Origin of the sequence: Parabacteroides faecis (assembly GCF_014647375.1) — a bacterium.
GTDB classification, from domain to species: Bacteria; Bacteroidota; Bacteroidia; order Bacteroidales; family Tannerellaceae; genus Parabacteroides; species Parabacteroides faecis.
This window is the reverse complement of sequence record NZ_BMPB01000014.1, coordinates 63695-89882: the sequence shown is the minus strand read 5'-3', so window position 1 is coordinate 89882 and position 26188 is coordinate 63695. Positions and strand designations below refer to the sequence as shown.

The window sequence follows — 26188 nt, the reverse complement described above, 5'->3', positions numbered from 1 at the left end:
TGGATGAGGGAAGGAACCGACCGGAATGAGGCCGTTTCCTTCCCTTTACAGATATATTTAGTTAGCCATTAAAGTCTGTTCCGATATCTGGCCTTGTAAATCTGTTGTTCTGTGTAAAAGACTACATTATCGAATCTGTTTTTTTGCACAAAAAGTGCAATAGTGTGTAAAAAAAGAAAGGAATGTGTTGCTATTCAGTAGGAAAGCCGTACTTTTGTTGTATCAATTCAAAACGAAGAATTATGGTATATTACCACTATGCAGAGCTAATTCACCGACAGGCTGAAAAGTATGGTTCGCGTTCAGCTTTAAAATACCGCGATAATGCGAGCGGAAAATGGTTGAAGATCTCGTGGAGAGAATTTTCTGAGAAAGTAATGCTTACAGCCAAAGCAATGGCTGAGTTTGGAATAGAGGTGCAGGAGAAGATCGGTATCTATTCCCAGAACATGCCTCAGTGTTTGTTTACTGATTTCGGGGCTTATGGGAACCGGGTGATCTCGATTCCGATGTATGCTACAAATTCTCCGGCGCAGATTGAGTATATCATTAATGATGCGGAGATACATACTTTGTTTGTCGGCGAACAACTTCAGTATAACAATGCTTTTAAAGTACAGAAAGAATCGACTGTGCTAAAGCGTCTGATTGTTTTTGATCCGGCCGTTAAACTGAACCCGGATGATAAGACTTCCATTTATTTTGATGATTTCCTGCGTTTGGGTGATAATGCGCATGCAGAAACGACGGTAAAGATCCGTACCAACGAAGCAAATCCTGATGATGTTGCTACTATAATGTATACGTCAGGCACGACCGGTGAATCGAAAGGAGTGGTTCTTCACCACTTTAATTACCTGGAGGCGATGCGTATCCATGATATTCGTCTGCCGATGGTAAACGATAAAGATTTATCGATGTGTTTTCTTCCGTTGACTCATATTTTTGAGAAGGCATGGACTTACTATTGTCTTCATAAAGGGGTGAAGATCGCTATCAACCAGGATCCGAAGATGATACAAAAGACATTACCGGAGGTTCATCCTACTTTAATGTGTAATGTGCCGCGTTTCTGGGAAAAAGTATATGTCGGCGTTCATGAGAAAATAAACTCTTCGTCACCTTTCCTGAAGAAAATATTCCTGAACGCAATCGAAACCGGACGTTTATATAATCTGGAATACAAGAATAAAGGTATCAAGGCGCCATTATGTCTGAAAGCTAAATTTGAGTTTTATGATAAAACGGTATTTACACTCCTGAAAAAGGTTCTGGGTATCGAGAGAGGTCGTTTATTCCCGGTTGCAGGCGCTCCATTGTCTGATACTGTCAATGAATTTTTGCAGTCTGTCAATATTCCTATAGTATATGGTTATGGTTTGAGTGAAACGACGGCTACTGTTTGTTTCTATCCGGAAATAGGTTTCCAGTTCGGTTCTATCGGCGAAACAATGCCTGGGGTGGAAGTGAAGATCGATGAAAGTAACGGAGAAATCCTTGTAAAAGGGAAGACTGTTACTACCGGTTACTACAACAAACCGGAAGAAAATGCCCGTTCCTTTACCGAAGACGGTTTTTTCCGTACGGGAGATGCTGGACGCCTGGAAGGAAATGTATTATTTTTTACAGAACGTATTAAAGATCTTTATAAGACTTCAAATGGGAAATATATAGCTCCGCAGGCTATCGAGATGGAAATGAGTAGCGATAAATATATCGAGCAGATCGCCGTTATCGGTGACCAGCGTAAGTTTGTCAGTGCTCTGATCGTGCCGTCTTATCCTCTTCTGGAAGAGTATGCTGCGAAAAAAGGGATTGCTTATAATAGCCGTGAGGAGCTTATGACCAATCATGAAATAATTCGCCTCATAGAGTCGCATATCGAAGAACATCAGAAAAATCTGGCTTCGTATGAAAAGATCAAGCGGTTCACTTTATTGCCCCAGCCGTTTACGATGGAGGGACGTGAACTAACAGATACATTGAAATTACGTCGTCCGGTCGTTCTGCAAAAATATGCAGATGAGATTGAAGCGATGTATGCTGAGTGAACTGGCGATTAATTTCTTATCTTTGCACAAAATTTAAAACAAGAACAAGAGTATGATAACATCAGACCAACTACAGAACGTGTTGGAGCGCGAGCAAGCGCTGAGGGGGTATCTTTGACATAGATGGTAAGACCATCCAGTTAGAAGAAGAAGAATTGCGTACGCAGGATCCCGGTTTCTGGGAAGATGCCAAACGGGCGGAAACTCAGATGAAAAAAGTAAGAGAGCTGAAAAAGTGGATTGAACTTTATAATGAGGTGAATGCTGCAGCAGAGGAATTGCAGTTGTCTTATGAATATGTAAAGGAAGAAGTTATTACTGAAGAAGAAGTCGATTCTGCTTATGCCAAGGCTTTGGAGTTGGTAGAGAACCTGGAATTCCGGAATATGCTTCGTGATGAGGCCGACCAGATGAGTTGCGTGCTCAAGATAAATTCCGGAGCAGGGGGAACTGAAAGTCAGGATTGGGCTTCTATGCTGATGCGTATGTATCTGCGTTATGCAGAATCACATAATTATAAAGTATCTATTGCCAACCTGCAGGAAGGTGATGAAGCAGGTATCAAGACTGTTACTATTAATATTGAAGGTGACTATGCTTTCGGTTATCTGAAAAGTGAGAATGGTGTACATCGTTTGGTCCGTGTTTCCCCATATAATGCACAGGGTAAACGAATGACTTCTTTTGCTTCTGTGTTCGTTACTCCGCTAGTGGATGATACGATCGAAGTAAAGGTTGAAACGGCTGCTATTTCATGGGATACTTTCCGGTCAGGCGGTGCAGGTGGACAGAACGTAAATAAGGTAGAATCAGGGGTACGCTTACGTTATCAGTTTAAAGATCCTTATACAGGTGAGGAGGAAGAGATTCTGATTGAAAATACCGAAACGCGTGACCAGCCGAAGAACCGTGAAAATGCGATGCGCCAGTTGCGTTCAATCTTGTACGATAAGGAATTGAAGCATCGTTTAGCAGAGCAGGCAAAGATCGAGGCCGGTAAGAAGAAGATCGAATGGGGATCACAGATCCGTAGTTATGTTTTCGATGACCGCCGCGTAAAAGACCATCGTACAAATTACCAGACATCCGATGTGAATGGCGTCATGGATGGTAAGATCGATGAGTTCATTAAAGCTTATCTGATGGAGTTTGGTGGTGAGGAAGCTTCTGAAAAGTAAAGTTTTTAATAGAATACTTGCAAAATCCGATTAAAAGTCGTAATATTGCACCCGATTTCAGAGCAACCCTCTGAAATACCGGTCCTATAGCTCAGTTGGTTAGAGCACCTGACTCATAATCAGGGAGTCCTTGGTTCAAGCCCAAGTGGGACCACGTTGAAAATCAAGCAGTTGCTAAATAAGTGACTGCTTTTTTTGTTTCTATATGTAAACATTGTGAAAACAAATTGTTTTTAGCTCCGTTTCCAAGAGCGAATATGTCGGGATTTTACAATGGCTGTTTGATTAAGGAACTTTTCAGTGAAGGGTGGGAGGGGTACCTGGCCTGCTGATAATATACGCGCTTCTGATCCTGAGATTTTTTTATTTTACATCGTACAAGCTCGCTCATGCGAAGAGGAGAATAGATTGAATGAGATAAAAAAGGAATGGCTGTAAACCATTCCTTTCTATTTAGACTATGCTATTGTTTAAAACTGAAATCCGAGTTTTAGAGATATAGCGTCTGTATTAACTTTGAGTCCACTCTCAGACCAAGCCTGATAGTTATATCCGGCACTGAGCGTCACTGCGTTTTTAGAAGATACTTTCAGACTTGTTCCGATAGCAGGTGTGAACATTAGGCCTTTTGAACCTGATACGCCCTCAGTTAATCCAATGCCCGCGCCTATATCAAATGATGCAAAAATACTCACTTTGGGAGAGACTGGTAGATATCCTTTTATATCAAAGAATATAGGCATTGTTAGCTCACCTTTAGTGTCTATGTCGCTGAGGTATGCATCGAAATTGTAAAAATAGTCGACGCCCAAACCTACACCGGCAAATAGATATTGGTTAAATCTAACGCCGTGAACTGTGTGGAGATTGACTCTGTCCAAAGAAAATGTCCCAATACCGGCAGAGTATCCGCCTAAGACTTCTCCCTGATATTTGTAGCTTTGCCCTTGTGCTCCAAGGGACAAGAAACTGCAGATAAATAATAAAATAAAGTTCTTTTTCATGATGTGTAAATTAATTAGTTAATACTAAATCAAAAACAATCTATAGATTAGAGTGTAGTCCTTGTCTTATCTACCTGTTACTATCATTTTAACGATTTCTGTATAATCTGTAGTACTAATGCTTTTAACATCGGTTGAAGGTATATACATGACAGTATACAGTCTATATCCGGATAGCTTTTTAAAGCCAATCCCCATATCTAAAATGCCGTTGTTGTTATTTCTATAAAAAGTATAAGTCCCTCCTGAATATCCTGCATATTCGTATCTTTCGCTTAAAAAAGCAGTTAGATCACTTAAATATGAACTGTCTACCATTACAGTGGAAGAAGATAGTTTATTATTATTGAAGAAATATACTACTGCTGGGGCTTTGGTGTTAGTAGTATTATAGCTTATAGAATTATAATCTTCAAGATCTGGAGTGCCATACATATTTATTATTTCACTCTTTGTCTTATTCCAATCAATACAAGGTTCCTTATATAAGTCGTAGACCGGAGAAACCTTTACTTCGCAAAGATCATCATTCGCTTTAATAAAGGTATTACCTACATGGTTTGCGGTAACCATTCCGTTGTTGGATACGCTGGCTATAAAATCATTATCAGATGTCCAAGTACATGTTGCACCATACTCTAATTTTATGGTGTCTCCAGCTTTTAGAACTACATTTTTAGGAGTTAGTCCGATACTCTCTTTTTCATCTTCTGAGCAAGATGGCAACATGAAAACAAATGCTGTGATTAGCATCATACATTGTGATAAGTTTTTTTTCATGACATGTAATTTATTATTAATAAAATCAAAAGTGGTTTCTACCAAGCTAGCTACTACTCTACTTACATGCATAAAAAAACGTAGAGCCACCGCCATACGTCATCTAGGCCTCCTACAGCCTACTTACTCAATGGTGCAGCTCTACGCCTGTGGCATAGATACACTAACCCAATGAGTAAGTCTGAAAGCCTGTTGTTGGTCGATGTAGGAGTTCGATGACGATTAGGCTCTTATGTAAAAATATTCCGTTTTCTATCAGAATATTGTGCAAATATACAAAAGGGATGAACAAAGGCAAAGGATAAATGGTAAATATTTACTATTTAGTCATCTGGAAAGATAAGCTAGTAATTGTTTGTAAAAGCTGTTACACAGACTTAACTTATATCCTTCATAACTTTGACTGTTTTATACCTTAAAACTTAACAATTGAAACAAAAGATGAAAAAATAATCTTTTATTTCAGGATCATTCCACCATCGGGAGGCTATTGGTGCAAGTGAAGAAGGTTTTCCTTTAAAATTGAACGCCATTCTATATGCTTCTGCCATGGGATAACCGCCTAATACCCGAAGAACCATTGCTGTTCTTGTTTGGATATCAAGTTCATTTTTAAGGAGTGTCCATCCACTGTGGGTATGGCGCCATGTGCTATACTTATTTAATTTTTTTCTTCTCATGTTTCTTACTTGAGTTTAATTGGTGCTCAATACAACCATAAAGGCCATAGTCAGCAGTTAATGATGTCGGTCTATTTTCTCCAAATTTACAATGCTTCCATTTATAACAGTTCCGGCATGAATGCCGGATACTATTATATTTATGATCAGGTTGAGGACGCTGTTTAATCATAGTCGAACTCTCCCCTCACTACTGGGAAACTCGTCGGAGAACAGAAATGCTCGGCGTTTATTCAGTTCTTTTAAAAATAGGGAAACGCGTTCCTTGCCATTTTGATCGATATCCTTTTTGCTCTTCAAAATTTTGAAACAAAGCCTTGCTAGAATTTCGTCTGAGTTTGCATATTCATATTTTCCACAAACGTGGTTTAGGACATCGCGGTAAAGGCAGTCTAGATTAAAACCAATTAGGTTTTTGTATTGCCGATAATACCTGTCGATTTCTTCGTCGATGAGAAACGATAAAGCTCTCTTATCATAATTTGAATTGTCATAATCCCTCAACCTAAAATATATACGGTCAATGATGTCAGGATAAATCCGTTGTAAATAATCTTTATAGCTAATGATATAAAGCTTAATTGTGTACAAAAACTTTTTCATTTTTTCTGTATCGTGCTCCTTCACACGGGCTTTTAAATTTATAAACATAGTAGTACAAACGCTTTTTCCTAAGCGAAAGGGGTAGAGTTTGCAAAACATCATATTGTTGTTGTTGCTAGGGCATTCTCTTCTGTAGTCATCGTATAACCATTCTAATCGCAATTTTTGCTGTACCGTACGTACCGCATCCGCATATATAGATATGCGGGTACGGTTAACGGGAACCAAAAGTTTTTTTCTAACGGTATTTTGTGCATCGGTACTTATCATCAGTATCTGACTTATAGATAATTTTTAATTGAAGACATTTTGCGATGTGGCTCTGAGCAGTTCTTTCTTTCACCCCTGCCGCTTCTTCATATTCTTTCTGTAATATCCCGTAATTAAGAGCTTTTTCGTCCAATACTAAGCGCATTACCTTTATCATCTTATCCTCTGCAGTGGGCTTTGGAGGTACGCTAACCAATTCTAATATGGTAGGTAGACCTTCATCGTTGATCTTAAATAGGAAATCGTCAAAGGGTATGTTACGAGTGGCAACAGCCGATGCACGGGTGTTCTCTCCGTCTTTCTGAAGCTGGATAACTGATTCACATTTCTGAGATAATATTGTTCCTAAATGACCTCTTAAATTGCTGTCAGCTAATCCTTTGTTCTCATGTAGGATAGTGGTGATATGACAATTGTATTTGCTACTTAATTCCATCAAGCACTGTACAACATTAGTAGAAGCGTCTATGTCGTTGAAATTGGCACATAAATCGACAGCGCCATCTATAACAACAAATCCAGGTTTATACTTCTCTACTTGGGTCTTGACTATTTCAATCCTCTCCTGAATGCTGCATTCACGTAGAAAAAACACTTTTAGTCGATCATGTTGTTCATTTAGACCGCACATTCGGCAGATGCGTCGAAGTGATTTTTGAACATGATTTTTCCCCATCTCGGTGTCGAACAGTAAAGCGGGTCTTTTCTCATTGCTATTCCCCGTTATTACTCCATATTCTCCTTCTAAGTATGCTGTCAGAAGCATATTTGTGAAAAAGGATTTTCGGCTTTTTTGCTTACCTCCAATAACAGAGATGTTTCCGACAGAGGCTATAAGAATATCCTTTACTGCTAGTAGGGCAACAGAATTTTCTATTCTATCTGCATAATTGATCAATAGATTATCGCCTAATGCCTCAACTGGCTGTTTGAACGCTTCGCCAAATTCCTGCTTAATCATAATTTACCTCCTTTCTTGCACTTTAAAGCCTCATCTATTTCATCTGAAAAGAAAAATACTCGTTTACCTACTTCATAGAATGGGACTTTCCCTGAGTTTTTTAACTTTTGGAAAGTGGAAGGTGCGCATCCAACATAAGCGGCACCATTCCGGATTCCAAACAATTTAATTTTGCCCTTTGTCTCCTCAACAATTGGTTGAGAAATTAGGGACGATTCTAGTGCCTTTTTTACTGCACTTTCAATCTGTTGTTCTAGATATAATTTCATATCCATACCTTATTATTAAAAAAAATGATTCGCCCCGATACTGATCAGCTATCGGTTTGATTGGTACAAAGGTATAAATTGGTTATGATATGTAATGTGTTGATTTTCTGAAAAATACGTAGTTATGCTTGCGGATTTACGTAAGCATAATTACATACCTGGATAATAAATAAAAATGGGGTCTAATTTTGTATCTTTTGGTAGTTTTGGATTAGGAAATTCCGTTTTATGATTTTTATTCCAGCCTCGAAAATTCTGAAATTTGCTTTCAGGGATATCTATGTTCAGAAACTTACAGATAAAGTCTCTTTCTGTTGTTGGACATTTCTCTCCTTGGATATATAGATCACAATCCTTTATAAAATAGTGGAGAGCTGTAAATCTTTTCATTATGTCGTTGATGAAACTACTTCTATCGCTTCCCCCTTGCTTCTTATCAGCAAATCTCGTATACTTATCAAGAGATTCGATTATAATCTCTTTTAGTGTCTCGAAGACTATTCCATTATAGAATATGAGCTCAGACATTTCGTTGTCTATCGTATCAAATCTTTTTGCAATTAGGCTTTTCTTAATTGCAGGGATGAAAGCTCTTTTCATGATAATTAGAGGCATAGGGAAATATTTAGTAGACTTATATGATTCAACTTTTTGGATCGCTCCTCTTTGGATTGTAACTTTTATTTTCTCTGCTTTTGGGGTTGCTGAAAGGCACGCTTTTCGCTCAGTTTGAAGCTTTCCGGGATTAGCATCTCCTTTTAGTATTAATCTATAAAGATAAACTTCATCTTTGTACAAATCGTATAGCAGATATAGATAAAATCTAATTTTTATAATTTCTTTATTATCATCTGATTTCTCAATTCTTCTGCTTCCTACATTTTCTAAAAAGTCATAGAACCGGTTAATTTCTTCGTAAGCGTCTCCCCACACATAAGGATTAAATTTAGAAAGAAGTTGTTTCTCTCTGCTTATAAATCCACTTATCCAAAAAGAGTTATATAGAGCTGTGTCTTTAATATCAATATATTTAAATAGAATGGTTTTTTCGTATCTAAGTAAACGAGTTATTTTTCGGGTAATGAACCTCTTGTCTATTATCCTTTTGATTGTTCTTTTTTTTAATCGTCTTTTCATTAATAATCTTTTATTATACGGTTAATAACATTGAATTAAACAAAACTCTTTTTTGAGGCGAAAAAGGAGCTATATAGCCACCTGTTACATTTTTGTTACTATGCCCCATTGCTTGGGAGATATACCGTTCTGAAACGCCTGCATGTGTCAAATTGGTGGCAAAGCTATGCCTAGCGTAGGTCATTGAAATGGGTTTTGATATTCCTACTTCTTTTGCTGCTTTTTTGAGACGGAAGCCAAAATCCGCATTTAAGTCCTTTACAATTGCTTTTATGTTGGTCGGATTAGTTTCTCCTTTTAGTAAATCCGGAAAAACATAGCTGTCTTTTGATGGAGCTGAGGCGTAGTGATTGAGTATTTCTTCCAGTTCGGGGATAATAGGTATGATAATCTGAATTTCTGATTCAGATGTAGCTTCTGTCTTTTTACGAACAAACATCAACTCTTTGCCCTCACTGTTAAAATAGTGGTCGTTATATGTGAGCAAACAAATATCCATTAGATTCATACCATTGGCTAAATATGAGAAGAGGAACATGTTTACGGCCTCACAAATCCATTTTGTTTGATATTTCTCTCGTTTTTCAGGCGTGTCGTAACCCTTTTATTTGAGGATATCTGAAACGGGAAGATAGGCCTCTGTTTTACTTCTGCCTTTTCTAATAGAAATTTTATTCGTTGCTTTACCAAATGGATATTGGCTTGGTTTTATGTGGCCTTCCGCGATGGCTTTGTTGATCGCAACTCTTATGCCGCGATGGTATATTCCGATTGTTGTTTGTGATCGTCCAGCGTCTATCATTCTTTCAGTCCATTTTTCTATCGTCTCAACTCCTATTTTTGTATAAGGAATATTGGTACCTATGTTTTTAGAAAAACTATTGTAAGCATTCTGATAGCTGTCTGCTGTTCCAGCTCTTCCCTCCTTGCGTAGAGAGTCGATAATTGACTCCCAAAGAGAAGAAAACGTTCCTTGATTACGCTCTTTCAGCACTTGTTTGAGTCGATCAAATGAGAATTGTTCAAGTGAAAACAGTTCGGTGACCTTGCTCACTACTTTATCAAAAATGTCTTCTTGGCTTTTTCTGATTATATTGGCTTTGCTAGTGCCTTTAGCTACATGGAGTTTATCCCACATTTCCAGGTCGCATTGTAAGCCTGTACGGTAATAAAAGCTTTTTCTGTTATAAGTCACTCTTACTGTAACATGAGTTTGTTCAAGCGTACTTCTAGGATCAAGTATGAGTACAATTTTTGCTCCTTCAACTTGCTTGGTGAATAATGCTTCTTTTACGTATTTTCCTATTATTGAACTCATGTGCATAAGATTTAATTATTAAGATGTTTGTGTATTCAAAAATGTAAACATTGTGAAAACATTTTTCTAATACACAGTAAAACTACATAAAACAATTCGAAATAGCAAGTGATTGATAATTAATATTATATGTATTATTTTGATACGTACAAAAACCAATTAAAACAAGGAGAAACGCTGTTTGTGTTACTCATAATCAGGGAGTCCTTGGTTCAAGCCCAAGTGGGACCACAAAAATGAAGCAATTGCATAATTTGCAATTGCTTTTTTTATGCCTTGTGATATTTGTGGCTTAGTAATTGTTTAATAATATACTTTGAAAAGCCTGATTTTGGGGCTAGCGTAGATTAATTTACATATTTTGAATTTTGTTGAAAATGCAGAATTCTAAATTGTTTCCCATAAAAAAGATTTAATCTAGAATTCTGCGTTTGGTAAAAATATTTTAGAAACCATTTACCACTTCAGCAGATGCACCGGCTTCTGTTGGCCATCCGGGGTTCTGGTATAATGGTGAGATGGTATAATCTATATTTCCACTATTCCCCGAAGATGTTATGTTGAACTGGCTCATTCCGATAGGAGACAGATAATAGGCAGCCATCCAGCCGTAACCATTATACAAATTGTTATTGTCTTTTACAATCTGATAGGGTCTTAAATAATTACTGTTAGCCGGGTTCGATACATTGGCATCTTTTGAACTACCGTCGCCGCCGGTATATTTTAATAGAGACTGTCCGGATTCGTCCATATACCAGTTTTGCATTTCTCCCCATAATTTAAATCCTTCGACAATATATTTCTGGTTGATTAGCTGATCCATAGACCTCCATCTTCTCAGATCATCCCATCTGAAACCTTCTGACATCAGTTCACATGCCCTTTCTCTGCGGATATTATACATGGTAGCATCTATTAGCTGACCGGCTGTATATGCAGAGAGCAGATGAGATTCTTTTCCCATATCTGTTGCCTGAATTGTTTTGTGGAAGTCAGTATCAATGCCTGCACGCTCCCGGAGTGCTTTCCAGTATTTTTCTGCTGTTCCGTCTACGTTACCGTTTTTTATGTAAGAAGCCTCGATATAATTCAGATATGCTTCTGCCGCCCTGTATTCAATAACGCCAGACTCCTGTACCGGGCCTGTCTTATCATCGACAGACATTGTCAGACCTTTCTTTATGTCATATCCTGTTACTGATTTATATTCTGCGGTTGTCAGGATCATTGGAGCTGGTAATAAAGCTTTGCTTCCATCTGATTTTATGGAAAGTGCTTCATCCTTGATTTTAAGGAATTGAACTAACCGGTTATCTCTATTTTGTTTGACATTCTTCAGATTTTCATCTCCGGCATATAACGAAGAAGCATAGGCAGGCATTCCATCCTTCATCAGGAAGCTATTGATATAACCTTTGGTATATCCACTTCCTGATCCGCCTTTGCTATGAGCGAATCCGTATCCCAGTCCTCCACCGATTAAGTTAGTCTCACTCCAAAACAGAACTTCCGGATACACAGATAGATCTTTATCTGTGTACATCTGTACATATGGATTATTACTAAACGAATAATCTGTTTGTGTATTTTCGGTTAATGGAATACGGTCGGCTATCTCTTTGGATGCTTCCATACATTCAGTGAGGAAGAAATTAATTTCGTTATCTATATCGATACTAAAATTTGAATTATAGTCTTTTGATACTCCCGGCCAGCCGTTTCCTCCTGGAACAAAAGCTGTCCCTTTGAAGTTTTTCAGCCATGACCCTATGTACAAAGCGGTACGCGATTTGAAGAGTAACGCTGCATCTTTGGTCAATCGGTTACGTTTTATATCGTCGGAAGCGGGAGATGACATTAGTATGATAGCGGAATCCAGATCATTCAGGATAAAGCGTCCGACCTCATTCATCGGACGGCGTTCGTTAGCTTTCACCAATGCTTCTTTGTCTGCTATGTTAATGTTGGTTTTAATGATAGGAAAATCGCCAAATTTTTTAAGTTTTTCAAAATATGCCCTAGCCCTTAACATATACATTTCTCCGATATAGTGCTCTATATCCGTTCTGCTTCCGGAAATTTGACCTGCCTGGTATTTGGGCATTGCATGGTCAAAGAAATAGTTTATGTTATATATTTCTGCGAATTCCCATTCGCCGTCACCATCGCTTACTTTAAGAATGCCTGGAACCCATCTATCCTGATCGCCTTCCGTGGCAACTTGCACATCGGTATTGTTATCTAACTTGAAGACCCCCAGTCCATAACCATCCTTATTATTTGAGTTAAAAGTATAGTTGTCATTTAACTTATAAGCATAACAGGTAATTGCATAAGTCCCTAATTGTTCTGAAGTTGAGAAATACACTTCAGGGGTGATCTTATCAAGAGGCTCACGATCGAGAAAATCGTTACAGGAAATGAGAGAAAGAACCGTTGCTAATATATAATAGACTTTTTTCATATTGATTCTATTTTTTATATCTGTAATTATAGTGTAACACTTAATCCACATGAGATCGTAGTTTTTAGTGGGGATGCTTTTCCCGAACCGGCAGCATATCCGTCCAATACTTCCGGATCGTAGGCGTCAGCTTTTAATCCGCTGATTGTAAATATATTATCTGCGGATAGGAAAATTCTCAGATTACTTACTTTAATTTTATTAATAACCTGAAGTGGAAGTGTGTATCCGATTTGCATATTTTTCAAACGGATATAGGCTGCGTTTTGTAAATACTGGGTGCTGATTTCTTTATTTTTTTTATCTCCGCTTAAAAGTGGGCGTGGAAGATAGCCGTTGACATTGGAACCAAAATAGCTATCCGTATCTGCAGCACGGAAATAATTTTGCGTTTCTTTTAATGCTGTTGATTGCCAGTACCCATTGTCTGCTCCCCAAAAATAAAGTCCGGTCAACCATACATCTCTTTTCATCGTTCCCTGAAAGAACAAACTTATGTCAAATCCTTTATAGGCGGCATTCAAGGTTAGACCGAAATTGTAGCGTGGAGTAGTATTTCCGATAATTTTTTTATCTCCGGAATCGCCTACGATACCTTTTCCTCCATCGATTTTTCCATCTCCATTGAGATCGGTATACATAACATCACCGGCTGCCCAGTTAGAGCCGAGTGCATCCTGCCCTCCGTTAGGTAGACTGGCTAAATGGTTTTTCATTTGTTCCTCAGTACGTGCCAGATCAATTGTTTCGTATCCCCAGATATCTCCGAGCATAGCTCCTTCATAGTAACGGACTTTGTTATCGCTGTCAAAAATTGTTTTAGTCGTATTGGGATATTTGAGAATCTTTGAGCGATTATCGGACAGAACCAATGTGGCACCATAACTAAAACCAGAATTCAAAACATCCCGCCAATTTAAACTGAGTTCCCAACCTGTTGTTCTCATTTTAGCATTATTAGTATAAGGCGGGGTAACTCCGGCAGTGTTTGGCAACTCTTCACCTGGGGCAACCATATCATTGGTTGTTCGCCAGAAATAATCGAATGTCCCGGTCAATCGGTTATTGAGCATTCCTAAATCCAGACCAAGGTCATAAGATGTAACTGTTTCCCACGTAAGTAACGGTGATATGGGCTTGGCAGGTTCTGCTTTATTGGGTTTTTGATTATTCAATAACCAGCCACCAGTTCCCATTCCCAGTATCATTGACGAATAGAATGGATAAATTTCTTCTGTAGCTTGGTTTCCCAGGTTACCGTACGAACCTCTTATTTTAAGTGTATTGACCCAATCCTGATTTTCTGTCATAAATGATTCATGTGCCAGATTCCAGGCAACGGAAACAGAAGGGAAGCTATTCCAGCGTTGTTCCCGGTTGAAACGTGAACTTCCATCATATCGGTAATTGACTTCTGCTAAATATCTGCCTTTGTAACTGTAGTTCAGACGTCCGAAGAAACCTACGGTAGCCCATTCATTCAGGTCGCTTCCCATTTCGTATGCAGTACTGGAAGTTGTGTTTCCTAATGACGGAATTTCAGGAGAAATAATGCCGTCTCTTTGGGCATAAATTCGTTTGTACTGGTTTAATTCTGCCTGGAATCCGGCCATCACGGTAAAAGAATGCCCGCTTTCCAGATCTTTACTGTATTGAGTATATATGTTCGGATTAAAATAGTTTGTCCGTAATGCTTCTTCTTTCACAAAAGACCGTCCTCCGTAACCGTCGTCGCGGGCCATAGCAAAATAGGAACCGTCCTCTTTCTTTTCCATGATGAGTTGAACATCTGTATGCTTTTCCGTTCTGTCAATACGATAATTGGCTTCTGCTATTATCTGCCAATCCTTTAACGGTTTGACAACTAACTGTAGCTGTTGATACAACACGTCCAGATCTTCGAAATACATACCTCCGTGATCTATCTCATTTAATTGCGATTCTTTATTGAAGATACCATCTGGAGTATATACCGGATTGGAGGGGCGCCGCCGTGGCATACTGTGATAATATACCTGGTTCATCTGGTAAGAAGGAGCCTGATAATCTTTGCGCGAGAATTTAACATTAGCATTGATATCCAACCACTCAAAAGGTTTAGCATTTATCTTTGCATTGAATGCATATCTTTTATAGTCTTCATTCCCATAATTCTGGTCACTGCCCAGATTCTGAAAATTACCGGAAATATAATAGTTCACTTTATTACCACCCCCGCTGATACTTATGTTATGTTCCTGGGAGAAACTCCAATCTTTATAATAAACTCCAAACCATTCTGTATTTCCCCAGGAGTCCAGATTCTTTTTCCAGATGCCGTTGGAGTCGTACTCTGTCGCATAATCAATTTCTCCGGAAATGAATTGCCTTGTTTTTTCCATCACGTCCGAAGTGTATTGTGCTCCGAGGCCAGCGTTGGCGGCCGCTTCGTTGAAATAAGTATTGAATTCATAACCGTTCAAGAAAGAGGGAAGTTTGGTAGGGGTAGACCAACGCAGATTATTATTGTAATTAACTGTAGTCTTTCCTTCTTCCCCTTTCTTTGTGGTGATCAGGATAACGCCGAATGCCGCTCTTGAACCATAGATAGCTGAGGCACCGGCATCTTTCAATACGGAGATACTTTCGATATCCTGTGTGTTGATTAAATTCATATCACCTTCAATACCATCGATCAATATAAGGGGAGACGATTTGGAACCTTCTCCGATACTACCGGTTCCACGGATATTGATAGAAGGAGTTTCATTCAGTGCTCCCCCTTTATCGGAAGCAATAATATTTAACCCGGGAGAAATACCTTGTAATGCTTGTGAGACATTAGCTACCGGTCGGTTTGCCAATGCTTTTGAATCGACAGTTGCTACGGCTGCTGTAAGGTTGGATTTTTTCTGTGTACCAAAAGCTACGACAATGACTTCATCGATTGCCTGGGTGTCTTCTGATAAGTTAATAGCCAGAATGGACTGATTGCTGTTAACTGTGATATCCTTGGTATTATATCCGATATAAGATACTTGTAATAAGGCTCCGGGAGTTATTTCCAAAGAGAATTTGCCATCCAGGTCAGTGATAGTTCCGTTTGTTGTTCCTTTTTCAACTACGTTTGCTCCGATAATAGGTTCGCCATTCGCATCTGTTACTGTTCCTTCCACCCGTTTCTTTTGTTGATTCACAGAAGCTTTTTCGGTAACAGTAGAGACTACAATATAAGAACCCTCTTTTACATAACTCAATCCTATTCCTTTAAATAAATTATCTAAGACCTGATTTACCGGCAGGTTTACTGCATTGAGTCCAACGTTTTGATTTGTATTAACATTTATATTATATACAAATAAATAATCAGTTTGTTTTTCTATCGTATTCAGCACTTCTTTTAGGGAAGTATTGGTGGCCTGGACAGTAACTCGCGCATTTTGCGAGTTTGAATTGACAGCATGTAATGAAAAGATCAATACAAATGCAAAGAATGAGGTTATTCTCATGATTCTGAAAAAATGTTTATGTCGTGATTTTTTTAGATAATAGGGTCCCGACAAAGATACTTTATTCATAACTTTGTAATTATTAAAGATTAATACAGTTGTTGATAATTGTTTTAGTCATAAAGCGATAGATGTTCCCGCATTTATCGCTTTTTTTCTTTATGAGCTATTTCATAGGCAATATGATTTAAAGGTTTAACATATTAATTTATATAGATAATCGTATTATTTTCATTTCGGTAGAAACGGAACTTAACGTCTCGTTGTAAGACCTGTAATATAAAGTCTATACCATCTGAAATTCTGAATTTTCCACTGCAAATATAGTTGTCCAGATTCTTGTTTTTGTTAATGATTTGTATATCATATGTCTTTTCGAATGCTTTCATCAGGTTGTTAAACGTGATGTGTTCAAAACAGAGTAACCCATCCTTCCAGCGATAAATATCATAATTCTGTATCTTTTCGACAACTAGTTGTCCGTTTATACGATTTGCTTTTTGTTGAGGCTGTAACAGGATTATATTAGAAGGTTCGCTCTTATCCGAAATCTGTATGGAACCTTCCATTAATGCTGCAGAAAATGACGGAGTGTCATTGTAGGCTTCGACATTAAACTTTGTGCCTAAAACTTGTATGTCATATTTATCGGTTTGTACAATGAATGGTCTTTTTATGTCTTTGGCTACTTCAAAATAACCTTCTCCGTCTAGTGTTACTTTCCGTTTGCTTTTCCCTTTTGTAAAGGAGGCCGGATATTTCATTTTAGAACCGGAATTGAGCCATACACTTGTCCCGTCCGATAATAAAAGATTAACTCTTTGTCCCGTCGGAACTGTGATCATGTTTATTTCCTGCTCCGCTTCCGGTTTTGTTATCCGGTAGACTTGTAAGCCGCACATGACAAACAGGGCGATAGCCGCTGCATATTTGATTAGATTGTTCAGTTGGAACATTTTTCCCGAGGAAGAATACGGTGTGCTGTTTTTCTTGTTCTGAATAAGCAGAAGATCGAAATATTTGCGTTCCTTTATATATTCCTGCATATTTTTTTCAGAAGCTTCAGCCCAATTGCAAACCTCTTCCTCTTCTTCATAGGAAGCTTTTCCTTCGAAAAAACGATATAGTATTTTTCTTTCCATATATAATAAGCACATAAGTAAAATGTATCCCTAATGGAAAAATTTACTTTTTTAGGAAAAAGATATGATAGCCGCAAATTAATTCAGGAAGATAAGAAATAAAGGGAGATAATCCTTCAGCCTTTCCCTTAATGAACTTAGGCTTTTAGAGATGTGAAATTCAATGCTTTTAGTGGATAAGCCAAAGTACTCGGCAATCTCTTTGTGGGTTTTGTTTTCGTACCGGCTCATAATAAAGATGGTACGTGTCTTTTCGGGTAGACTTTCTAATGTCTCGTCTATCAGGCGTTGTGCTTCCGAACTGAACAACTCTTCCGGATCGCAGGCTTCCAATGTTGTGATTTTTAGTCTCCTGACTCTGTCCATGTGGGCCCAGAGGTTCTGTTCGATGTCTTCCCGGATTCGCTGATTACGCAGGTAGTTAAGGCTTTTATGTTTGACGACTTCCATGACATAAGCCGGGATATTCGAATTGGAGGTGAGAGAATGCCGATTTTCCCAATAATATACCAGACTGTCGACTACTATATCTTCGGCAGTTTCTTCATCCTGAATATAAGTATTAGCAAAACGGATGAAAATTCCCTGATAGTTTGAAAACAGTTTGTTAAATTCCTTTATCTCTGAAATGTTCTCCATATCGAATGATTGATAGGGTAAAGATATATAAAAATTGAAGATTACAATATTTCTTCCCATAATCAATATCTCTTGGCAAAGGTAATGCTTTTTGTGATATATGACATATATGTCATTGAGAAAGTGGAAAAAGCTGCTGTAATTTGAATCATGCAGAACATTAAGAATGATTTGTTAATAAAAGAAATAGCACGGCAGATTAAAGAGCTTCGGCTTTCCCGGAATTTGTCGCAGGAAGATGTTTATCTTGATACAGATATACATTGTGGTCGTTTGGAACAGGGAAAGAATAATATAACTGTCAGTACCTTAAAAGTATTATGTGATTATTTTCAGATATCTTTATCAGATTTCTTTAATCGAATTGAAAAACATTTGTCAAAATGATAATTTAGCATAGGTTTGCCTGCGTTGGCATGGGAAGGGATAGAGAACGTTCTCATAGAAGCCATTCTAAATGAATGATTGATTTGCATATTCATATATTGATGTTCTTTTTGTGATATGATATCCTCATTACGATATGCCTGGCGCAGGATCCACGATGTCCACACTGTACTTTTCACGCTTCAAAGATACTTTTTCATTGGAGATAAATCCTTTCTTTACATAAATTGTCATTTTGTCAATGCAAAAAAAGCAAATATACGCCCTTTGTTGATTTATAAAATATTTCAAGTCAGCAAGATAAAAGAGTTTAAGGGAAGATTGAGTAGTTCTTCTTTAGATGTTAATCTGATATGTTAAAAAATATTACCCGCTAGGGTATTTCCATTTACCTGGTATATAAATCTTGTTTTCCTGGTAGAGTAGTGACAAAATGATAATAAGGAGAGAGAGATTGGACATATTATTTTCATTTCAACATTGCTAATAGTTTTATCCAGGTTCTTAAAATGTTATCGTGTATTATGAAAAATAATATTGCCCTCCAAAAGTTTTTATTTAATTAGGGGAGGGTATTATATTTTTTCAGGCAGAGAATGTCGGTTTTCCCAATAATATACTAAACTGTCAACTACTATATCTTCTGCCGTCTCTTTATCCTGAATATAGGTATGAGCAAAACGGATGAAAATTCCCTGATAGTTTGAAAACAGTTTGTTAAATTCCTTTATCTCTGAAATATTCTCCATATCGAATGATTGATAGGGTAAAGATAAATAAAAATATGGATAATGGTTTTTCAGGAATCTCTTTTGTCTAAATGAGGAAGTCTATTCTTTATTAAATTACAAATAAACTTAATGTATATCTGTTATATTAATAAATATAGCGATATTTGTATTTGAGTATAATGAGTTAAAAACCAATTTTTTACTGGGTTTCTTTCGCTTTTCCTACAGGCGAAGATATTCAGTGTATGAGGAGTCGTATGTGCACAAGTATGAGAACAAGTTTTTTTTCAAAGTTATTTATTATCTGGTATTTATTAACGGGGATTACAGGGATACAGAATGTATGGGCGGAAACTATTCCGGCTGCAAATGATCCCGGATTTGATAGAATAGATGATGGTATAAAATTTATTTATAGTAATTACTATGGAAAGCGTACTGATTTACAATTTGTATCTTGGGAGCCAAATCATACGACAGTACAGTCCATTGAGAAAAACGGGAATGATCAAGATATAATTAAGTTTTCTACATTTGATAACCAGTTTATAGCCTTTTATAGTGAGGAGACGAGTGGACCTAATATTAAGATAGAAACATCATCTATTAACTGTATCAATATCGATATTTATTTAAGTGAGAAAATAGATGAGCTTAATATAAAATTGCATGCTCCCAGTTCAAAACCAGTCTATGGATATACTGTTTCAATGGATAATGTGGGCAGTGAATTGCTTCCAGATAGTTGGCATACACTGAGGATTCCTTTAAGTGAATTTGAATATGTGACAGGTACGAATCAATTGGAGCAAATAAATTCTATAGAATTAACGGTTGTGGATAAGTCGGATAGTTCTGCTAAGGGGCAAGTAACAGTCTATTTAGATAATATTTTTTTCTATAAAGAAAAGAATCCTTCTCCGACATCTATCAAAGCTGCACCTGTTCCAATACGTCAAAGTTCTAATGTCAAAAACTTTTACAGCACAAAATATGGAACAGGGATTAGTTTGGAATATCAACAATGGGGTTCTCAGACTGTAAAATCCGTAGTAAAGGATGAAAATGAAAAAAACATTCTCAAATTCTCGAATTTGGGTTGGATGGGTATACAATATAATCCGGATAATAATCGATTGAATATTAGTGGAAAAGATAGATTGCATTTGGAAGTATATCCTGAAACCAATATCTCATTTGCTGTAAAGCTCATTCTTTATAAAGACAGAGTGGAGGGTATTTCGGATGAGGTTTCAAAGGAATTCACATTTGAGAATCTTACTGGCGGTAAATGGAATTCTATTGAGGTAGATCTTTCTGAATATTACGTAGAAACAGAGGATAATCAATATGTAAGTGTTATTCAGCCTTCGTCCGGAGGTTCAACTGTATACCTAGATCATATCTATTTTTATGACAGCAAACAAATAATTGTTGAAGGTACGCCCGATTTCACCGCTTATCTTCCTCCTGTGCGTAATACCGAAGATGTGGTTTCTTTATTTGGTGATTCATACCTTGATTCCAGAATTGAGGGTGAGCTTACTTTTGTTACAGATAATAAACATCAGACAACAGTACCACTGCCTACATCTATTGGAGATCGTGAAGTAAAGGCATTAGCCAAGATGAATCATATTCCAATAAATGTTCCGGGAACCGACATTAGTGCTATGGAATTTTTCCATATAGATGTATATTCAGAGGTAGAGACACAATTAACTATTACTTTGATAGGAGATGATAGTTATGAAATTCCGGCTCAGAAACTTACTGCCAATGAATGGACACGGATAGATGTAACGAATGGATTATCAGGTCCTTTGTATGGCATATATCTGTCAATTAATAGTCATCAAGGCACTAAAACCTTCTTTATCGACAATATATATTTTTATAACAAACAAGCATCTTTTACCCCAACTCCTGTTGCCGTATTTAACAATCAGTTAGGTCGTGGTGTTAACATCGGTGCCACTTTTGAACAACAGGCCGACTATCCGTGGAGTGATACATATATTGAAAAGATAAAAGAAAAAGGCTTTAAACATGTACGTCTCCCTGTCCGTTGGGATGATTATCCGGAGGGAGATCCTAGGAGTATGGATAAGGCTCCTTATAATATAAAAGCGGAATTCTTGACTGAAATACAGAAAGTCGTTGATAAACTTTTGGCTGCCGATCTGAAAGTTATTCTCAATATGCACCATTATGACCCGTTGATGGACTTGTCGGGTGAAGCCCAGACTGGTGAGATCAAGCGCTTCATGACTCTTTGGGAGCAGTTGGCTGACTATTTTCAGAACTATGATGAAAGACTGGTATTTGAAATATTGAATGAGCCCAGGGATAAGATGGATAGTGAATGGAATCATGTTTTTCCGGAGGCTATCAAAACGATAAGGCAAACATACGATTTCAGGAACGATAATAATAAAAATCGCGCCATCATGGTCGGTACGACCAATTGGGGTACGATTTATGGCCTGGAAGGTGCGAATGCTTTAGTACTGCCGGAAAATGATGATCATCTGATCGTAACAATCCATTATTACAATCCATTACCTTTTACCCATCAGGGAGCTGAATGGGTAAATCCTATGTACCCCGTCGGGTTAAGGTGGAGCGATACTCAGAGCGAGCGAGATGCTGTTACCGCTGATTTTGACAAGATAAAAGCTTTTAGTGACAGCAACGATGTTCCTATCCATATCGGAGAGTTCGGTGTTCATTATAAAGCGGATATCGATTCACGCCTCCTGTGGACAAATCATATAGCTCGGACAATTGAGAAATACGGCTTTAGTTCTGCTTACTGGCATCTGACGTCGAGTATATACAACGAATCGGTAGGGGAATATCCTTATTTACCCGATGCATTGCTGACTTATGGCATCCCAGCTAAAGCAGCAGAAATACAGTTCCTTTCTAAAGAAGTTGTTTATGATATCAATGATCCGAAAGGCAAAGTCTGGGCATTGCTTCAAAATCAGGGAGGAAATGCTAAATTGAATAAAGGCGAAGGATCTTTAACAATAGAAATAACCGATGGAGGCAATGTAACTTATTCGGTTATGACATTGTTGTCAGGCTTCACCATAGAAAAAAATGCAACTTATGAGATTTCCTTTATTGCTAAGACAACGAGTAATAACGGCGATATTTATTCGAGTTACATCGGATTTAATGATGAGCCTTATACTAAATATGGAAGTTTTTATTTTACCCCGAGATTGAATGAGCAAACGTTCTCCTATACCTTTACCATGCATCACGAAACGGATAATTCCGCTCGTATAGCATTTGAGTTGGGTAATGGAGGGGAAGCGAAGGTAACTTTAAAAGATATAACTATAAAAAAGGGTTCTGAAATAATTCCCAAGGCTCCTGTTCCATCCAAAAGTGTTGAAAATGTGTCAAGTATTTTCAGCTCACAATATAAAGTGAATTTGTATGATTTGCCGGATGATGATTCCGCATTGGATACGAAGAACCAAAAAATAATCTTATTCTCGAATTTTGCATCGGAAGCACTTTCTTTCAATGAAATATTTCCGGAAAATAAAACGAAACTTCATCTGGAAATATATCCGGGAAGCTGGTTTGATATAACTATTACTGCTACTGGAAATGGAATAACTTCATCTAAAAAAAGTTATACATTGAAACCACATGCATGGAATAGCATTGATATAGACTTAGCCGACTTTCTATCCCGGACGGGAGGAAAACTTAAAAGTATCAACTTTTCAGGTGGGGCCGGTGAAGAGCGCAGGATATATATGGATCATGTCTACCTATACCAAGAGTCGGTAACACCTGATCCAGACCCTGATCCAGACCCCGATCCTGATCCTGATCCCGACCCTGACCCCGATCCAGAGGAACCTGCACCAGTCTGGCCTGCTTCTGCACCTACTCTCCATCAGGAAAATGTGGTCTCTGTACATAGCAATCCTTATGAGAATATTAATTCTATCTTTGAAAGGGTGGATGGACAAGAAACGGAAGTGGAAATTATTACGATCAAAGGCGTTCCCGTATGGAAACTGACTAACACGAATCTGTTGGCGGTCAACGTAGGGTTATTGGATGTTTCTTCTATGGAATATCTACACCTGGACGTATGGAGTCCTTATGAAGAAACTTTGAAGATTTATCTGTCGGACGGAATAGATGAAATAGAGTTTGCCACATTACCGGTTGCAAAAGAAAAATGGCAGATCTTCCAATTTTTCTTACCTGATTTGAATATTGTTAAATATATTCGGTTTGAAAGTGATGCAAAAGGAACCTTCTACCTGGATAATCTCTATTTCTCTAAAGATCAACCGACAGGAAATGAGAATATCAGTGATGATGCTATCAGTTATAAAATTTCCAACGGATACCTGATCATTGAGGCAACCGATCTTGTTCGTAATATAGATATCTTAGATGTTTCGGGACGTTTTATTAGAAAAGAATCACCGATGACCAATATTGTGACCATTGATATTCGCTCAATAAGCAAGGGTGTCTATATTACACAGGTAGTCTGTGCAAATGGTAACAGGAAGACATTCAAATTTGTGAAGAAATAAAGTGAAAAACTCCTTTTAAACGATATTGAGGTTCGTTTAAAAGGAGTTTTTTCGTTTAAGACGGACTGTAACTTTGTTTAAAGCGAATTTTATCTCGTTTTAAACGAGATTTTAATTCATTTGATCATATCGACCGTAATATGCTTATTTTCATATCGGATAAGCTTTTCCCGTACAGAATAGTTTGAGCTGCTTTCTTCCGCTATATAAAGTTTTATCCGGAAACTTCTTTGCGGATAATTGACAAATGTCCCCTCTTTATCGTATATACTCAGTTGCTTGTTTTGATCATCCCAATGAAACCGGACAAGTGAATAAACGCCATTTTCATAAGCATAAGTTTTATTGTCGTCTTCATAAAGTTCAAAATCGGCATCTGCCCCGGCATAAATCCTTAGTTCCAACTCTTCTTCTTTTTGTTCTCCGACATATTGGACTACTTTATTTATGGGAATAATAGAACCGGCTTTTACAAATACCGGTATAACATCGAGTGGAGTTGGATATGAAATAGTTTTACCTCCCGTATAGATCTGCCGGGAATTAAAATCGAACCAATATTTACCTGTGTGTTCTGGTAGATAAACAGACTCTTTTGTGTCAGGTGTACCGATAGCTCCCTCTGTTGTATAATACATCGGCTTTGTTATCGGTTTGACCAGTAATGAGGGACCGAACATATAAGCATCAGCTCTGTTATGTACATTCCGGTCATCCGGAAAATCCATGACCAACCCGCGCATCATTAATCGGGAATTTGATGTTACCTGCCAGGCTGATGAGTATATATAGGAGAGCAAACTGTACCGCAGGTCGATCATCTTTAATAACCCGTCATAAAAAGGATCGCCCGGTTCGCCGAATTGCCATACTTCCCGCGGGACATTACTGCCGTGAGCACGGAAAATAGGGGAGAATACTCCCTGCTGGAACCATCTTAAATAAAGTTCCTTATAAGAAGGATCGGCAAGACCTTTGGTATATTGGCTGCCCCTTGTCGTTACAAAAAAACCTCCGATATCTGTTGTCCAGTAGGGTATTCCACTCATACAGAGGTTTAATCCGGCAGGTAGTTGTTTTCTGAATACATCCCATGAGGCAGTAATATCTCCCGACCATACGGCAGTTCCATATTGCTGTTGACCGGCAAATGCGGAACGGGTTAAAATTGTTACTCGTTTATTGTCCTGCTTGCGTATGTTTTCGTACATGGCTTTGGATAAGAATAAGGAATAAACATTGAGGTAACGGTCGAATGAACCTATATAAGTTTGCCCGGCCGACTTTGTTTTTTCCTCTTGTTTATCCTGGGTAAAACCTTCCCTGAAGGATGGTTCTGTGGCGTCCATCCACCAGGCGTCCACTCCTGTGCGGTATAGTCCTTTATAAAGATGTTCCCAGAAAATCTTTTGAGCTTGCGGATTGTATATATCCATGACTTTATAATCTGCCCAGGTCGGTTCGTCGAACAGTGCTCCGATCTTCTCCATATCTTTGTATACGTCTGTTTTCTTTCCGAATCCAGGCCATACGGAAAGCATCAGGCTCACATTGTATCGATCGTGCAATTGACGGATAACATCTGTGGGATGATTGAAATTGACAGTATCGAATCGAAGGCTGTTCCAATGATCGCGGTCTCCCCAGTATTCCCAGTCCTGTACGATGTTATCGAGTGGAATATGCCGTTTGCGATATTCTTTTACGACATCAATAAGTTCATCAAATGATTTGTAGCGTTCTTTGGATTGCCAATATCCGAATGCGGATTTGGGGAACATGGGCACTTTTCCTGTCAGTCGGTGATAACCGGCTACAACATCCTTCATATCGGTGCCGTAAACGAAATAGTAATCGATGGCATCGGCTACTTCCGACCAGAAGGAGGCTCCTTTTTCATTATCTTCGAACAACGTCTTGGAGTAATTATCCCATAAAATACCATATGGTTGTGTGGATAACAGGAATGGATTGACAATTTCCATATTGGCCTGTACGAGTTTAGCCTTTTGTCCCCGGTAATTCATAATACCTTCCTGATACTGTCCCAGTCCGTATAATGCTTCGTCCGGATGTAATTTGAATATCTGTTTTATCTGCCATACTGTTTCGCCTGCCACTTTTTTTTGTTCGAAAGAGCGTGCCTGTTCCTGAAGCAGCTGTTTCCCACTTTTCGAATCAGTAAAGCGTATATTTTTATCCGTATAGGAATAAGTGGCTGTAACGGACGCCGTTCTCAGTGAAATATAATTATCTCCCTTTTGTATCTGACAGTCAGGAACGGGATCTGATGTTTCTGGTATGATCAACGATTTACCTGGTTGCGAACCTAAAGGTACAACTTGTACATGGATAATTTTGTCCCGAAGAGATGAAACGGATATCTGCAATGAATCATCCGTTACACTGAATCCCTTGTCGATATTCTCGCTGTGAGAAATAGTAATATGCAAGAAACAGATTGCTAAGAATAGAGCTTTATTCATGATTATCTTGTTTA

19 protein-coding genes and 1 tRNA gene are annotated in these 26188 nt (G+C 38.1%); 5 read left to right on the top strand and 15 right to left on the bottom strand.

Annotated elements, in window-relative coordinates; translation table 11 throughout:
* The first annotated feature begins 242 nt into the window (after window positions 1-242).
* The 3 genes from IEY67_RS19600 (at window position 243) to IEY67_RS19590 (ending at window position 3383) form a co-directional block, all read left to right on the top strand.
* Window positions 243-2051, top strand: a complete 1809-nt coding sequence (locus IEY67_RS19600; RefSeq protein WP_122356053.1) for an AMP-dependent synthetase/ligase — start codon at window positions 243-245, stop codon at window positions 2049-2051.
* Between the two features lie 52 nt (window positions 2052-2103).
* Window positions 2104-3229 (top strand): peptide chain release factor 2 gene (prfB, locus tag IEY67_RS19595; RefSeq protein ID WP_183671927.1). Its coding sequence is split into 2 segments (ribosomal slippage): window positions 2104-2166 and window positions 2168-3229, totalling 1125 coding nucleotides; the frame shifts between segments, so codons are not numbered across the junction.
* Window positions 3230-3309: 80 nt separating this feature from the next.
* A tRNA-Ile gene (locus IEY67_RS19590) sits at window positions 3310-3383 on the top strand.
* A gap of 316 nt (window positions 3384-3699) precedes the next feature.
* Here the strand turns inward: IEY67_RS19590 and IEY67_RS19585 are convergent.
* The 13 genes from IEY67_RS19585 to IEY67_RS19525 all read right to left on the bottom strand — a co-directional run bounded on the left by IEY67_RS19585 (window position 3700) and on the right by IEY67_RS19525 (window position 17987).
* Window positions 3700-4233: a hypothetical protein gene (locus IEY67_RS19585; protein WP_122356057.1), complete on the bottom strand. Its 534-nt coding sequence runs from the start codon at window positions 4231-4233 to the stop codon at window positions 3700-3702.
* Window positions 4234-4299: 66 nt separating this feature from the next.
* Window positions 4300-5013: an Ig-like domain-containing protein gene (locus tag IEY67_RS19580; protein WP_158583221.1), complete on the bottom strand. Its 714-nt coding sequence runs from the start codon at window positions 5011-5013 to the stop codon at window positions 4300-4302.
* Between the two features lie 422 nt (window positions 5014-5435).
* Window positions 5436-5693, bottom strand: a complete 258-nt coding sequence (locus IEY67_RS19575; protein WP_122356061.1) for a hypothetical protein — start codon at window positions 5691-5693, stop codon at window positions 5436-5438.
* Window positions 5694-5861: 168 nt separating this feature from the next.
* Window positions 5862-6566: a hypothetical protein gene (locus tag IEY67_RS19570; RefSeq protein ID WP_122356063.1), complete on the bottom strand. Its 705-nt coding sequence runs from the start codon at window positions 6564-6566 to the stop codon at window positions 5862-5864.
* Entirely contained in the window at window positions 6535-7527 is a 993-nt protein-coding gene (locus IEY67_RS19565) for an AAA family ATPase (RefSeq protein ID WP_122356065.1), read from the bottom strand. Before IEY67_RS19565 ends, IEY67_RS19570 begins: the two co-directional genes overlap by 32 nt.
* Window positions 7524-7802: a MerR family transcriptional regulator gene (locus IEY67_RS19560; RefSeq protein WP_122356067.1), complete on the bottom strand. Its 279-nt coding sequence runs from the start codon at window positions 7800-7802 to the stop codon at window positions 7524-7526. The genes IEY67_RS19565 and IEY67_RS19560 overlap by 4 nt, the downstream gene beginning before the upstream one ends.
* Before the next feature lie 144 nt (window positions 7803-7946).
* Entirely contained in the window at window positions 7947-8933 is a 987-nt protein-coding gene (locus IEY67_RS19555) for a hypothetical protein (RefSeq protein ID WP_122356069.1), read from the bottom strand.
* A 13-nt stretch (window positions 8934-8946) separates the two neighbouring features.
* Window positions 8947-9441 (bottom strand): tyrosine-type recombinase/integrase, encoded by a 495-nt coding sequence (locus tag IEY67_RS19550; protein ID WP_183671926.1) that lies wholly within the window; start codon window positions 9439-9441, stop codon window positions 8947-8949.
* A 96-nt stretch (window positions 9442-9537) separates the two neighbouring features.
* Window positions 9538-10251 (bottom strand): phage integrase SAM-like domain-containing protein, encoded by a 714-nt coding sequence (locus IEY67_RS19545; RefSeq protein ID WP_183671925.1) that lies wholly within the window; start codon window positions 10249-10251, stop codon window positions 9538-9540.
* 445 nt (window positions 10252-10696) lie between these two features.
* Window positions 10697-12718: a RagB/SusD family nutrient uptake outer membrane protein gene (locus IEY67_RS19540; protein ID WP_183671924.1), complete on the bottom strand. Its 2022-nt coding sequence runs from the start codon at window positions 12716-12718 to the stop codon at window positions 10697-10699.
* 26 nt (window positions 12719-12744) lie between these two features.
* Complete coding sequence (locus IEY67_RS19535; RefSeq protein WP_183671923.1) at window positions 12745-16206, bottom strand: TonB-dependent receptor; 3462 nt, start codon at window positions 16204-16206, stop codon at window positions 12745-12747.
* A gap of 203 nt (window positions 16207-16409) precedes the next feature.
* On the bottom strand, window positions 16410-17348 hold the full coding sequence (locus IEY67_RS19530; protein ID WP_122356124.1) for a FecR family protein: 939 nt from the start codon (window positions 17346-17348) through the stop codon (window positions 16410-16412).
* Between the two features lie 78 nt (window positions 17349-17426).
* A complete protein-coding gene (locus IEY67_RS19525; RefSeq protein ID WP_122356126.1) occupies window positions 17427-17987 on the bottom strand; it encodes an RNA polymerase sigma-70 factor in 561 nt (186 codons plus the stop codon).
* A 150-nt stretch (window positions 17988-18137) separates the two neighbouring features.
* Here IEY67_RS19525 and IEY67_RS19520 point away from each other — a divergent pair, with 150 nt between their 5' ends.
* Window positions 18138-18374 (top strand): helix-turn-helix domain-containing protein, encoded by a 237-nt coding sequence (locus tag IEY67_RS19520; RefSeq protein ID WP_183671922.1) that lies wholly within the window; start codon window positions 18138-18140, stop codon window positions 18372-18374.
* Between the two features lie 575 nt (window positions 18375-18949).
* Here IEY67_RS19520 and IEY67_RS19515 read toward each other — a convergent pair.
* Window positions 18950-19123 carry a sigma-70 family RNA polymerase sigma factor gene (locus tag IEY67_RS19515; protein ID WP_183671921.1) on the bottom strand — a complete coding sequence of 58 codons (174 nt, stop codon included), beginning with the start codon at window positions 19121-19123 and terminating at the stop codon, window positions 18950-18952.
* Window positions 19124-19374: 251 nt separating this feature from the next.
* Here IEY67_RS19515 and IEY67_RS19510 point away from each other — a divergent pair, with 251 nt between their 5' ends.
* Window positions 19375-23688: a cellulase family glycosylhydrolase gene (locus IEY67_RS19510; protein ID WP_183671920.1), complete on the top strand. Its 4314-nt coding sequence runs from the start codon at window positions 19375-19377 to the stop codon at window positions 23686-23688.
* Between the two features lie 116 nt (window positions 23689-23804).
* On the opposite strand, the gene IEY67_RS19505 is transcribed toward IEY67_RS19510, so the two are convergent.
* Window positions 23805-26174: a glycoside hydrolase family 31 protein gene (locus IEY67_RS19505; RefSeq protein ID WP_183671919.1), complete on the bottom strand. Its 2370-nt coding sequence runs from the start codon at window positions 26172-26174 to the stop codon at window positions 23805-23807.
* Between the last annotated feature and the right edge of the window lie 14 nt (window positions 26175-26188).

What these genes read in the sequence shown, in the direction of transcription:
- IEY67_RS19555 (WP_122356069.1), bottom strand. Translation starts at nt 8,933, where the DNA reads ATGAAAAGACGATTAAAAAAAAGAACAATCAAAAGGATAATAGACAAG.
- IEY67_RS19550 (WP_183671926.1), bottom strand. Translation starts at nt 9,441, where the DNA reads ATGAATCTAATGGATATTTGTTTGCTCACATATAACGACCACTATTTT.
- IEY67_RS19565 (WP_122356065.1), bottom strand. Translation starts at nt 7,527, where the DNA reads ATGATTAAGCAGGAATTTGGCGAAGCGTTCAAACAGCCAGTTGAGGCA.
- IEY67_RS19580 (WP_158583221.1), bottom strand. Translation starts at nt 5,013, where the DNA reads ATGAAAAAAAACTTATCACAATGTATGATGCTAATCACAGCATTTGTT.
- IEY67_RS19525 (WP_122356126.1), bottom strand. Translation starts at nt 17,987, where the DNA reads ATGGAGAACATTTCAGAGATAAAGGAATTTAACAAACTGTTTTCAAAC.
- IEY67_RS19575 (WP_122356061.1), bottom strand. Translation starts at nt 5,693, where the DNA reads ATGAGAAGAAAAAAATTAAATAAGTATAGCACATGGCGCCATACCCAC.
- IEY67_RS19570 (WP_122356063.1), bottom strand. Translation starts at nt 6,566, where the DNA reads ATGATAAGTACCGATGCACAAAATACCGTTAGAAAAAAACTTTTGGTT.
- IEY67_RS19560 (WP_122356067.1), bottom strand. Translation starts at nt 7,802, where the DNA reads ATGGATATGAAATTATATCTAGAACAACAGATTGAAAGTGCAGTAAAA.
- IEY67_RS19515 (WP_183671921.1), bottom strand. Translation starts at nt 19,123, where the DNA reads ATGGAGAATATTTCAGAGATAAAGGAATTTAACAAACTGTTTTCAAAC.
- IEY67_RS19600 (WP_122356053.1), top strand. Translation starts at nt 243, where the DNA reads ATGGTATATTACCACTATGCAGAGCTAATTCACCGACAGGCTGAAAAG.
- IEY67_RS19545 (WP_183671925.1), bottom strand. Translation starts at nt 10,251, where the DNA reads ATGAGTTCAATAATAGGAAAATACGTAAAAGAAGCATTATTCACCAAG.
- IEY67_RS19505 (WP_183671919.1), bottom strand. Translation starts at nt 26,174, where the DNA reads ATGAATAAAGCTCTATTCTTAGCAATCTGTTTCTTGCATATTACTATT.
- IEY67_RS19510 (WP_183671920.1), top strand. Translation starts at nt 19,375, where the DNA reads ATGAGAACAAGTTTTTTTTCAAAGTTATTTATTATCTGGTATTTATTA.
- IEY67_RS19520 (WP_183671922.1), top strand. Translation starts at nt 18,138, where the DNA reads ATGCAGAACATTAAGAATGATTTGTTAATAAAAGAAATAGCACGGCAG.
- IEY67_RS19585 (WP_122356057.1), bottom strand. Translation starts at nt 4,233, where the DNA reads ATGAAAAAGAACTTTATTTTATTATTTATCTGCAGTTTCTTGTCCCTT.
- IEY67_RS19535 (WP_183671923.1), bottom strand. Translation starts at nt 16,206, where the DNA reads ATGAGAATAACCTCATTCTTTGCATTTGTATTGATCTTTTCATTACAT.
- IEY67_RS19530 (WP_122356124.1), bottom strand. Translation starts at nt 17,348, where the DNA reads ATGGAAAGAAAAATACTATATCGTTTTTTCGAAGGAAAAGCTTCCTAT.
- IEY67_RS19540 (WP_183671924.1), bottom strand. Translation starts at nt 12,718, where the DNA reads ATGAAAAAAGTCTATTATATATTAGCAACGGTTCTTTCTCTCATTTCC.